Here is a 10,395-nt window from a genome sequence, read left to right on the forward strand (position 1 = left end):
CCGCGGCTACGGGCGGCGCGCCTGCCCGTGGCCGGGGGTTGGGACAATGGCGCGCATGGCCATCAACGCCCCCCTCCCGCCCACCGTCGGTTTCGACCTCGACATGACGCTCATCGACTCCCGCCCCGGCATCCGCGCCTGCTACCTCGCGCTGGCCGAGCGGACCGGGACGTACATCGACGCCGACCTCGCGGTCACCCGCCTCGGCCCGCCGCTGGTGGACGAGCTGGCCCACTGGTTCCCTGCCGAGCGGGTCGACGAGACGGCGGACCTCTACCGGGCGATGTACCCGGCGTACGCGATCACCGCCACGCCCGCCCTCCCCGGCGCCCGTGAGGCGATAGCCGCCGTGCGGGAGGCGGGCGGGCGGGCGATCGTCGTCACCGCCAAGTACGAGCCCAACGCCAAACTGCACCTGGCCCACCTCGGCATCGAGCCGGACGCCGTGATCGGGAACCTGTGGGCCGAGCAGAAGGCGCTCGCGCTGCGCGAGCACGAGGCCGCCGTCTACGTCGGCGACCACGTGGGCGACGTGCGCGGCGCGCGGGCCGCCGGCGCGCTGTCCGTCGCCGTCGCCAGCGGTCCCTGTGACGCCACGGAGCTGCGCGAGGCCGGCGCGGACGTCGTCCTCACCGGTCTGCCGGAATTCCCGCGGTGGTTTTCGGACTACTGCTCGAACGGCTGACCGGAAACCGCTCAGGAAACCGGACCCGAAACCTGCCCGGAAACCTGTCCCGCCCGTGCCCGGCGGCGCCCCGCCGCGGCCGAACGCAGTACGCCCGCGCCGGCCATCAGGAATCCGACGGCCATGAACATGCTCAGCCCGAACATGTACGTGGGAAAGGGCGTCGTCCCGAGGAACAACGGGGCCACGGTGACCAGAGTGGCCACGGCGCCGACGAAGAAGACGAGGGCGCCGGCACGGACCAGACCGTCACCGGGCGCGGGGGAATTCGCTTGGGTTTTGTCACGCACCGGACCAGGGTAGTTCCCAGCGCGAAGGAACAACCGGGTGACGTCTTGTCACCGGCCCGAAGACCATTAGCCTTGGTACCGGCGGGTCATCGGGCCCGCCCGAGTGCTATCAAGAGCCGTTTTCCGAAGCAGTTTTCCCGACGAGTACGAGGACGAGGACAGACGTGCCCACCGGCAAGGTCAAGTGGTTCAACAGCGAGAAGGGCTTCGGCTTTCTCTCCCGTGACGACGGCGGGGACGTCTTCGTGCATTCCTCGGTCCTCCCCGCCGGAGTCGAGGCCCTCAAGCCGGGCCAGCGCGTCGAGTTCGGCGTGGTCGCCGGACAGCGCGGCGACCAGGCCCTCTCCCTGACCGTCCTGGACCCGGCCCCGTCGGTCGCGGCGGCCCAGCGCAAGAAGCCGGACGAGCTGGCCTCCATCGTCCAGGACCTGACGACCCTGCTGGAGAACATCACGCCGTCACTGGAGCGGGGCCGCTACCCCGACCGCGCGGCCGGCAAGAAGATCGCCGGCCTGCTCCGCGCGGTCGCCGACCAGCTCGACGTCTAGGGCCGGCTCAGGGGAACCGCAGCGCGTCCGGGCCGAGGGGCGGCACCAGTCCCTCGGCCGCCGCACGCGTGAGCAGCCCCCGTACGGCCGCGTAGCCGTCCTCGCCGAGACCGGCCGTGAACTCGTTGACGTACAGCCCGATGTGCTGGTCGGCGACGGCCGGGTCCATCTCCTGGGCGTGCTCCATGACGTACGGACGTGACACCTCCGGCTCGTCCCAGGCCATCCGCACCGAGGTGCGAATGGAGTCGGCGAGCCGTGTCAGCGTCTCCTCGCCCAGCGACCGCTTCGCGATGATCGCGCCCAGCGGGATCGGCAGCCCGGTGGTCCGCTCCCAGTGCTCACCCATGTCGGCCAGCTTGTGCAGCCCGTAGTCCTGGTAGGTGAAGCGCGCCTCGTGGATGACGAGTCCCGCGTCGACCTTCCCGTCCCGTACGGCGGGCATGATCTCGTGGAACGGCATCACCACGATCTCGCCCACCCCACCGGGTACGACGTCCGCCGCCCACAGCCGGAACAGCAGGTACGCCGTCGACCGCTCGCTCGGCACCGCGACCGTACGGCCGGTCAGGTCCGTCCCGGCCTCCCGGCTCAGCACCAGAGGCCCGCAGCCCCGCCCCAGCGCGCCCCCGCAGGGGAGCAGGGCGTAGTCGTCGAGGACGTACGGCAGGACCGCGTACGACACCTTCAGCACGTCCAGCTCACCGCGCTCGGCCATGCCGTTGGTGAGGTCGATGTCGGCGAACGTCACGTCGACGGCGGGCGCGCCGGGGACACGGCCGTGGGCGAGGGCGTCGAAGACGAAGGTGTCGTTCGGGCAGGGCGAGTAGGCGATCCGCAGGCGCTGCTGCTGCTCAGGGGTGGTCATGCTGTATCCAACTCTTCAGGACGGGCGCGAGCTTCCCGAAACCCTCGGTGAGGGCGCTCAGGGCGTCGCCGATGCGCCAGGCGGCGCGGTCGCGTGGGCCGACGGGGTTCGACACCGCCCGCACCTCCAGCACGGGCCGGCCCTGTGCGACGGCCGCCTCGGCCACACCGAAGCCCTCCATGCCCTCGGCGAGGGCGTCCGGGTGGCGGGCGCGCAGTGCGGCTGCCCGGTCGGCGGTGCCGGTGACGGTGGAGACGGTGAGGACGGTGCCGGGGCGGGCGCCCGTCACCCGGACGGCCTCCCGTACGAGGGACCGCGGGGAGGGGTGCGTGACGTGCCCGAAGCCCAGTTCGGTGACGGGGAGGAAGCCGTCCGCGGTCTCGGCGCCGAGATCGGCCACCGTGATCATGCGGGAGACGACGAGCGAGCCGAGGGGCGCCTCGGGCTGGAACCCCCCGCCGATGCCGGCGCAGACGACGAGACCGTAAGGGGTGCCGTCCAGCGCGGCGGCGGTCAGCGCCGCGGCGGTGGAGGCGGCGGCCGCGGCGGGCCCGACACCGGCGGCCAGCAGGTCGAACCCGCCGCCCGTGCGGACCAGGCTCACCCCGGGAAGGTGCACGTGCTCCGCGTCCCCGGGGAACGCCCCGGCCACCGCGTCCCGCTCGGCGGGGACCGCGGTGACCACGAGGACGCGTGAGGACGACACGACCGGACCGGTCAGTCTTCCTTCTTCTTCAGCCGGAAGGACCACAGCCCCGTGGCCGACTGCTCGCCCTCCTTGATCGACACCAGGGTCGAGTCGCCCTGGGCGCCGTACTGGGCGTTGAAGAACACGCTGCCCGGGATGGCCTGGTAGGTCTTCTTGCTGGAGTCGACCAGCGGCTGACCGTTCATCAGGATGGTCCAGCCGTGGTCGGCGATCTCCGGGTCGACGCCGAAGCGCACTTCCTTGGTGGCGTCGACGGTGATCTCGTCGATGCCCTTGTCCTGGAGGCACTTGTTGAGCGTCTCGGTGTTCAGGGCCTCGCCCTCACCACCACAGGTGGCCTCCGAGCTCACCGAGTCGCCGCCCACCGTGATGGTGGCCATCGGCGTCGGCTTGTCACAGGCGGCCAGGACGAGCAGTCCGGCGGATACGGCGCCGACGGCGGCGACGGCACGGCGGCGTCGCACAGCGCGGTGACTCAGAGCGGCTGCGCCGCGGGGCAACGTGGTCATGGGGCGAAGGCTATCTGGCGCGTCCGCCGCACTCCCCATGCGGGGGTACGGCGTGGCCGCGCCGTTACGCCACTCGCGCCCGCCCCGCGTTCCCCTGCCGGGCCGAACGGACCAGTCCCCGGACCGTGGTCAGCCAGCCCGCGGCGACGATCGCCGCGCCCACCGCCAGTCCCAGCGCGCCGATCAGCGGCATGGCGATGCCGATCGCGCCGCCCAGCACCCACGACATCTGCAGCAGCGTCTCCGAACGCGCGAACGCCGACGTCCGCACCAGCTCGGGCACGTCCCGCTGGATCAGCGCGTCCAGCGACAGCTTGGCCAGCGCCTGCGCGAACCCGGCGACCGCGGCGAGACACGCCACCAGGACCGCGCCGAAGAACGCGGCGGCCAGGATCGCCGCACTCACCACACACGCCACCACCGTCACGATGATGATCTCCGGGGCGCGCGACCGCAGCCACGCCCCGACCGCCGTACCGAGCGCGTTGCCCGCCCCCGCCGCCACGCCCACTATGCCGAGGGACACGGCGGCGCTCTGCCCCGTCATCGGGTGCTCGCGCAGCAGGAAGGCGAGGAAGAAGATCAGGAAGCCGGTGAGGCAGCGGATGGAGGCGTTGGCGCCGAGCGCGTGGGTGACGGCCGGACCGACCGTCCGCAGGCCGGGACGTTTCTCCGCCTTGCCGCGCGGGCCGTGCAGATGCCGTTCGTCGGCGGCGAGCAGCGCCACGTCCTCGCCCTTCGCGGAGTCCACCTTCGGCGGCAGCCGGAAGGACAGGAACATCCCCGCCACGAAGATCACGAACGCCCCGTACAGCGGCCAGCGCGGCCCGACCTGCTGCAGGCCCGCGCCGACCGGCGCGGCGATCCCGGTCGCCAGCAGCCCGCCGAGGGTGACCCGCGAGTTCGCCTTCACCAGGGAGAAGGCGGGCGGCAGCAGCCGCGGCACGACCGCGCTGCGGACCACCCCGTACGCCTTCGACGAGACCAGCACGCCCAGCGCCGCCGGATACAGCTCCAGCCCGCCGGTGACGACCGCGCCGGACAGCACCAGCGCGAGCAGCGCCCGGGCGAGCATCGCGCCGGCCATGGCGGCGCGGCGGCCGTGCGGGATGCGGTCGAGGAGCGGGCCGATCACCGGGGCGAGGAGGGTGAACGGTGCCATGGTGATGGCGAGGTAGAGGGCGACCCGGCCGCGCGCCTCGTCGGTCGGCACCGAGAAGAACACGGTGGACGCCAGCGCGACCGTGATCATGACATCGCCGGCGCCGTTCACGCCGTGCAGTTCGATCAGCTTGCCGAGCCCGGACTCCCCGGCGCCGTGCGCGTGGGTCGCCCGGCGGATGCCCCGCGCGGTTCTGGTCACCGGGAAGTGCAGGGCGCGCCCGAACGCGCGAAGGGGGCCGCCCGCCCGGCTCGTCCCGGAGCGTCGGCCGCTGCCCCTCACCCCTTTCGGCCCACCGGTCCCGGTGGCGCCCTGGGGTGTCCTCGCGGTAGCCACGACGCCATAGTGCCCCGAGATGGCCGTGTGTAATGCCGTATCGCCGCGGACGCCGCCCGTGGTGCGGCTGTACGGCCGAACGCCGGAGGCCGACGGGAACATGCCGCCGGGGCCGGCCGGCCGCCCCCGGAAACCGGCGCGCGGGACTCCGTAACAACCGTCGGTGTAGGCCCAGCGCACGCGAGAAGGTAGCGTGCGTATCTCAGCCATCCCGCAGAATGGATGGAGGCGCGCCCGAGCATGTTGTGGCGCGGACGTCGACGCGGTCCCACGGTCCGCTCCGTCCGCCCCCCGTGCTGGGAGTGGCGCACTCGTGAGACGGCGTAGGAGAGAAGCGATACCTGTGAGCGCAGCGACAACGCGAAGCCGCACCCCCGACCGTCTGTGCGCCGAGGCCGTCGACCTCGCCCGCGCCGCAGCCGAGGAGGTCGCCGCGCCAGGGGTCGTGGGCGGACACGAGGGGCTGGTCTCCGAGGGCGACCGCGTCGTCACCCACTTCTTCGGGTGCCACGAGCCCGGCTACCGCGGCTGGCGCTGGGCCGTCACCGTGGCCCGCGCCTCCCGCGCCAAGATCGTCACGGTCGACGAGGCGGTGCTGCTGCCCGGCCCCGACGCGGTCCTCGCCCCGGAGTGGGTGCCGTGGAGCGAGCGGCTGCGCCCCGGCGACATGGGCCCCGGCGACCTCCTCCCCATCGAGGCCGAGGACCTGCGCCTGGAGCCCGGTTTCTCCGGTGAGGAGGAGCCGCCGCCGAGCTCCGCGGTCTCCCACGAGATGGCCGACCTGGTGGAGGCGGAGGACGCCGAGGTCACGGCCGGCGCCCCGGCCGGCCTGCCGGTCGCCCCGTCCCGCGGTTCGATCGCGGCGGTCGCCGAGGAACTCGGCATGCGCCGTGCCCGGGTCCTGTCCCGCTACGGCCTGCACAGCGCCGCCGACCGCTGGGAGGAGTCGTTCGGAGCGAAGACGCCGATGGCGCAGGCGGCCCCCGCCTCGTGCGTCTCGTGCGGCTTCCTCACTCCCATCGGCGGCTCGTTGGGCCAGGCGTTCGGGGTGTGCGCCAACGAGTTCTCCCCGGCCGACGGCCATGTCGTCTCCCTGGCCTACGGCTGTGGCGGCCACTCCGAGGCGGCGGTCATGCCGAAGCCTCCGCAGCCGGCCCCGCCGGTCATCGACGAGACCCGCGTCGACCCCTTCCCCCTCCGCCCCGCCCCCGACTCCGGCTCGGTCCCGGCGACGGAGGACGCCTTGTCGGCGGAGCTGGGGCACTCGTAGGCGGGAGCGGCTCGCCGGCCACGGCGTGACGGATCACGTCACGCCGTGACGGACGGGGCGGGGCTCAGCGCCGCTGTTCGACGTCCTCGATCGAGGACGGGCCCATCTGGCCGGCGCCGGCGTACTCGGGCATCGTCATGGGCTTGTCGAAGAGGAAGAACGACTGGTTCGTCCCCACGGTGAACTCCATGTACGCGCCGGTCGTGGCGTCGAAGCCGTAGTACGCGTGGCACATGGAGCCCGCCGAGTACGTGCCGTCCATACCGGGCTGCGGCAGGACCGCCACGCCGTGGGACGTGCTCTCCATCCGCTCGGTCGGGGTGAGCATCTTGCAGCGGGGCACCGGCAGGCCCTTCATGATGAAGTACCCGTACTCGCCCTTGGCGTTCTGGATGTAGACGTACGACAGCTTGCCCCGCTTGCCCCAGGTCTCGACCCACTGGTTGATCGCCTCACGGGTCGGCGAGTACTCCATGCGGCCCGCGGGCTGCCGCGCCACAAGCCGGTCGTAGCCGTCCTGCTTGGCCTTGTTCTCCTTGTCCTGGCTGGAGTCGTCGGTGCAGGAGGCCAGTCCGAGGCCCAGAGCGAGCACCGAGACGGCGGTCAGGGTGATGCGTGCGATCCTGCGCATGGTCGGTCGTCCCCTTCCCGGGATCAGGCGGTGCAGGTCGTCTTCTCGGCGTCGGCGTCGAGCCGGTAGGGCAGGTCCTTGTCACGGAAGGGCGCGCGGTGCTCCTGGGCGGCCTTCGTGTTGTAGTCGTTGACGGACTCGATCCGTGTCGCCCGCAGCGCGGTGACCGACTGGTCGATCTGGGCCCTGCGCGCCTCGGACGCCGACTCCCGCTCCTGCTGGAGCGCCAGGATCGTCCCCTCGGCGTTCTGCACGGCCTCGCACAGGTCGAAGAACTCCTCGTACGTCGTCAGCCGGAACGCGCCGGACCCGACGGTCCGCTCCCGCTCCTCGGCCTCGCCGCGGAACGGCGCCGTGATCCACCCGGCGCCCCCGAAGGCGAACGCGCCGACCATGTACAGAATCGCCAGGCCGGCGATCCCGCAGACGAGCCATGTGCCGATCCGTGCTCCCGCGCGTAATTCCCCCACGGCACTTCCCTTCCGGGCTGTCCACCACAGGCGCGGAGACCGGCACCCGGCAACGCGCCTCTCCCGTAGGATCGTTGAACGATCCTCCCATCCTGACAACCCCTCGTGCGACTGATTTCCCGTCGATCGGGCCTCGCGCCACCATCGGGGCGCGAGGGCTCGCGCCCCGTCCACGCTCCTCGGATGGACACACGCGCCCATCGCCGCCGAGGGACTTACGGCACCCGACCGGAGGGGATCCTCGGTTCGGCCCAGATCGTCCTGCGTGGAAAACGGCGGGCAGCCCCCATAAGGGTCAGGACTGCGGGACGGTGCTCGCCGGACGGCAGTCGCGGCAGTGGGTTTCGGTTTCGGGGGCGCGGAAGGCGCGGTCGCAGCCGTCGCAGTTGTGCAGGGGGTGGCGGACCGGTGGGGGAGCGGCCGGTGCGCGGAACGGGGGCGAGGGCGGGAGTTGGGCGGTGAGGCGGTGGGCGAGGAGGGCCGCGGGGCGGTGCAGGGGCTCGTCGGGGAGGTCGGTGGTGAGGGCGTGGCGTAGGGCGGTGGGGGTGACCTCGCGTTCGAGCCAGGCGGCGACTCCGGGGGCGAGGTGGGCGGTGTCGGTGGTGGAGAGCAGCAGGCGGGGGTCACGGCTGCGCAGGCCGGTGAGGAGGTCGGTGGCCTGTTGGAGGAGGGCCGGGGCGGGGTGACCGGGCTGGGGGACGGCGGGGAGGGCTTTACGGGGCCGGGGTCGGGGTGCCGGGCGGAGGTGGGGGGTGTGTTGCTTCGCCGGGCGGGGTCGGGGTGTGTGTTCCCCCGGTGGGAGGGGGTGGGATGTGTGTTGCTCTGCCGGGTGGGGCTGCGGGGTGGGGCAGTCGGTGGGGGCCGGTTCGCGTCGGTGGTGGGGCTGGTTGCAGGAGGTGGTGCGGGTGATGATGTGGCCGGTGGGGGTGCGGATGCGTTCGCGGCGGAGGTAGCCGTGGGTCTCCAGTTCGTGCAGGGCGTTGGCGATGCGTTTGGTGCCTTCTTTGAAGCGGGCGGCGAGGCTCTTGATGTCCACGGGGGTGCCGGCGGGCAGCGACTGGATGTGGCAGGCGAGGCCGATGGCGACCAGGGACAGCTCGGGGTGCTGGGTGAGGTGGTTGCCGATCACCACGAAGCGGGTGGTGTGCGCTGAGCGTAGAGGTGCCGAGGGGGCGGAAATCCAGCCGAGCCGGTGATGTTCACCCGCCCGAGTGACGACACGCCTCGGGCGGGAAAGGGTGGGGTTTGGTGGGGTGCTTTTCCCCGAGTTCTTTCCTGGGAAGGCGCCGACGGCACCGGAGCTTCAGATCTCGGGTTCCGGTGCCGTGACGGGTGGTTCGGGCTTGTGCGGGGGGCTGGCAGGTGGGTGCTGTGGGGAAAAGCGTGAGCAGTCGGCGGGGAAATGTCATGCGGGCGCTCGGATGAGCGGCAAGGGGACAGTGATGGCTGAAGTGTGCGCGTATCGGGAAAGACGTCATGCCCAGGGGCGGGCCGGCGTCAGCTCCCCGGCTCCCGCAGCGGGGCGTGGGACGTCGGCGGTTCCGGCGGGGTGAGGCGCAGCTCGGTCCAGACGGTCTTGTGCGGGAAGCGGCCCTCGGTCACACCCCAGCGGTCCGCGAGCGCTTCGACCAGCAGCAGGCCCCGGCCGGACTCGGCGTCCGGGGAGGCCGGTCGGAGTTCGGGGAGGCGTTCGCCGCGTTGACGGCCGGCTCCGCGATGACCTGACGAGCAGGGTCCACGGGCAACCCCCGGGAGCGCAGTTGGCCTGCTCCCAGTCGCCGGGCTTGATGAGCGCCGCGTGGCGTGGGAGAGGGCAACACGCTGAAGTTGCGGACGGGGACGGCGGGTTCGGCGGTTTGCTGATTCACATCACTCAACATGGCCGGATCCGCCTACCTCGGATGGTGACTCAGCGCATGCGTACAGTCACTGTCCGGTGGTTGTCCGGTGCTGTCGTGGCTGTTCCGACGGTTGATACGGGCAGGACGCCGGGTGCGTCACGGACCACGACGAGGGAGAGGTGCGGTATGACGGCGGTCGAGGCGGAGACGGGACAGTGACTCAAGACCGAGGCGGACGAGCCGGGTTGGGAAGTGGACCCGGACGACGAGTGGGGCGTCGCGGTCATCACGACCGTCGGACGGCAACTGAAGCTGCGCCGCGAGGCGGCGGGGATGCGGGCCGCCGAGTTCGGCCGGATCGTCGGGTACGGCGAAGACATGGTGTACAAGATCGAGGGCGGCAAGCGGATCCCCCGGCAGGAGTTCCTGGACAAGGCGGACGAGGTCCTGAACGCGGGCGGCCTCATCGCGGCGGCCTGGGAGGACGTGAAGAAGGTCCGGTACCCGAAGACCGTTCGGGCGCTGGGAAAGTTGGAGGCCAGGGCGGTCGGCCTCCGATCCGAAACAGTTGCGCATCCTTGAGCTGCGGTATGGCACGATCCGAGCTCAGGCATTCTCTCCACGCGAGTCACTGGCCTTCGTCGAACAACTGCTGGGAGAAACATGATCCGCAAGACCACCGCCGGGAACGCCTCTGAGCCGGCTTGGTTCAAGAGCAGCTACAGCGGTGGCAACGACGGCAACTCCTGCGTCGAGCTCGCCCTCACCCCCGGCGCCGTCCACGTCCGCGACTCCAAGAACCTCATGGGTCCCCGTCTCGCCTTCGCCCTGGACGCGTGGGCGCGTTTCGTCCCGTACGCGTCCGGGGACTGATCGCCGAAAGCGACCCCGGGAACGGAGTCGTTCTCGGGGTCGCTCGGGTGGTGCCGGGTGCGCGGTGGGTCAGACCGTCACGCCGTTGGCGCGCAGGAACTTCGCCGGGTCCACGGCGGAGCCGTAGTTCGGGGTGGTGCGGATCTCGAAGTGCAGGTGCGGGCCGCTGGAGTTGCCGGTGTTGCCGGACAGGGCGATCTTCT

General features: G+C 71.9%; 13 protein-coding genes and 2 pseudogenes. 5 read left to right on the plus strand and 10 right to left on the minus strand.

Annotation, left to right across the window (positions count from 1 at the left end; all coding sequences use genetic code 11):
• Positions 1–46 precede the first annotated feature (46 nt).
• Positions 47–685 (plus strand): haloacid dehalogenase-like hydrolase, encoded by a 639-nt coding sequence (locus IH50_RS0121330; protein WP_107062104.1) that lies wholly within the window; start codon positions 47–49, stop codon positions 683–685.
• A gap of 11 nt (positions 686–696) precedes the next feature.
• Here IH50_RS0121330 and IH50_RS0121335 read toward each other — a convergent pair whose 3' ends face one another.
• Complete coding sequence (locus tag IH50_RS0121335) at positions 697–975, minus strand: hypothetical protein (protein ID WP_030864533.1); 279 nt, start codon at positions 973–975, stop codon at positions 697–699.
• 164 nt (positions 976–1,139) lie between these two features.
• Here IH50_RS0121335 and IH50_RS43325 point away from each other — a divergent pair, with 164 nt between their 5' ends.
• Positions 1,140–1,523 (plus strand): cold-shock protein, encoded by a 384-nt coding sequence (locus IH50_RS43325; protein ID WP_030864536.1) that lies wholly within the window; start codon positions 1,140–1,142, stop codon positions 1,521–1,523.
• A 7-nt stretch (positions 1,524–1,530) separates the two neighbouring features.
• Here the strand turns inward: IH50_RS43325 and IH50_RS0121345 are convergent, their stop codons facing one another.
• The 4 genes from IH50_RS0121345 to IH50_RS0121360 form a co-directional block, all read right to left on the minus strand.
• Entirely contained in the window at positions 1,531–2,391 is an 861-nt protein-coding gene (locus tag IH50_RS0121345; RefSeq protein WP_030864539.1) for a 1,4-dihydroxy-6-naphthoate synthase, read from the minus strand.
• Entirely contained in the window at positions 2,378–3,097 is a 720-nt protein-coding gene (locus IH50_RS0121350) for a futalosine hydrolase (protein WP_234328214.1), read from the minus strand. The genes IH50_RS0121345 and IH50_RS0121350 overlap by 14 nt, the downstream gene beginning before the upstream one ends.
• Before the next feature lie 11 nt (positions 3,098–3,108).
• The gene (locus IH50_RS0121355; RefSeq protein WP_234328215.1) at positions 3,109–3,609 is read right to left on the minus strand and encodes a DUF2771 domain-containing protein; all 501 of its coding nucleotides are present in this window, start codon (positions 3,607–3,609) and stop codon (positions 3,109–3,111) included.
• 64 nt (positions 3,610–3,673) lie between these two features.
• Entirely contained in the window at positions 3,674–5,107 is a 1,434-nt protein-coding gene (locus IH50_RS0121360; RefSeq protein WP_030864549.1) for an MFS transporter, read from the minus strand.
• 343 nt (positions 5,108–5,450) lie between these two features.
• On the opposite strand from IH50_RS0121360, the gene IH50_RS0121365 reads away from it, so the two are divergent.
• Positions 5,451–6,377 carry a DUF3027 domain-containing protein gene (locus tag IH50_RS0121365; RefSeq protein ID WP_030864553.1) on the plus strand — a complete coding sequence of 309 codons (927 nt, stop codon included), beginning with the start codon at positions 5,451–5,453 and terminating at the stop codon, positions 6,375–6,377.
• 64 nt (positions 6,378–6,441) lie between these two features.
• Here the strand turns inward: IH50_RS0121365 and IH50_RS0121370 are convergent, their stop codons facing one another.
• From IH50_RS0121370 to IH50_RS37885, 4 genes and pseudogenes are all read right to left on the minus strand, one after another.
• Positions 6,442–7,008 carry a hypothetical protein gene (locus IH50_RS0121370; protein WP_030864556.1) on the minus strand — a complete coding sequence of 189 codons (567 nt, stop codon included), beginning with the start codon at positions 7,006–7,008 and terminating at the stop codon, positions 6,442–6,444.
• Between the two features lie 23 nt (positions 7,009–7,031).
• Complete coding sequence (locus tag IH50_RS0121375) at positions 7,032–7,478, minus strand: hypothetical protein (RefSeq protein WP_030864557.1); 447 nt, start codon at positions 7,476–7,478, stop codon at positions 7,032–7,034.
• A 295-nt stretch (positions 7,479–7,773) separates the two neighbouring features.
• Entirely contained in the window at positions 7,774–8,658 is an 885-nt protein-coding gene (locus tag IH50_RS0121380) for a helix-turn-helix domain-containing protein (protein WP_078914055.1), read from the minus strand.
• A gap of 317 nt (positions 8,659–8,975) precedes the next feature.
• Positions 8,976–9,358 (minus strand): annotated as a pseudogene (locus tag IH50_RS37885) (ATP-binding protein).
• Positions 9,359–9,571: 213 nt separating this feature from the next.
• On the opposite strand from IH50_RS37885, the pseudogene IH50_RS37890 reads away from it, so the two are divergent.
• Positions 9,572–9,868, plus strand: a pseudogene (locus IH50_RS37890) (helix-turn-helix domain-containing protein); the annotation flags it as partial.
• Positions 9,869–9,982: 114 nt separating this feature from the next.
• Positions 9,983–10,192 carry a DUF397 domain-containing protein gene (locus IH50_RS0121395; protein ID WP_030864563.1) on the plus strand — a complete coding sequence of 70 codons (210 nt, stop codon included), beginning with the start codon at positions 9,983–9,985 and terminating at the stop codon, positions 10,190–10,192.
• A gap of 69 nt (positions 10,193–10,261) precedes the next feature.
• Here IH50_RS0121395 and IH50_RS0121400 read toward each other — a convergent pair.
• The coding region (locus IH50_RS0121400; RefSeq protein WP_030864566.1) for a M23 family metallopeptidase at positions 10,262–10,395 on the minus strand (134 nt) is incomplete at its 5' end.

Source organism: Streptomyces sp. NRRL S-37, from assembly GCF_000721605.1.
In the GTDB taxonomy this organism is placed as follows: domain Bacteria; phylum Actinomycetota; class Actinomycetes; order Streptomycetales; family Streptomycetaceae; genus Streptomyces.

Bases quoted from the DNA above. Each gene is read 5' to 3' on its own strand.
- IH50_RS0121395 (WP_030864563.1), top strand. From the start codon at position 9,983: ATGATCCGCAAGACCACCGCCGGGAACGCCTCTGAGCCGGCTTGGTTC.
- IH50_RS0121345 (WP_030864539.1), bottom strand. From the start codon at position 2,391: ATGACCACCCCTGAGCAGCAGCAGCGCCTGCGGATCGCCTACTCGCCC.
- IH50_RS0121330 (WP_107062104.1), top strand. From the start codon at position 47: ATGGCGCGCATGGCCATCAACGCCCCCCTCCCGCCCACCGTCGGTTTC.
- IH50_RS0121370 (WP_030864556.1), bottom strand. From the start codon at position 7,008: ATGCGCAGGATCGCACGCATCACCCTGACCGCCGTCTCGGTGCTCGCT.
- IH50_RS0121355 (WP_234328215.1), bottom strand. From the start codon at position 3,609: ATGACCACGTTGCCCCGCGGCGCAGCCGCTCTGAGTCACCGCGCTGTG.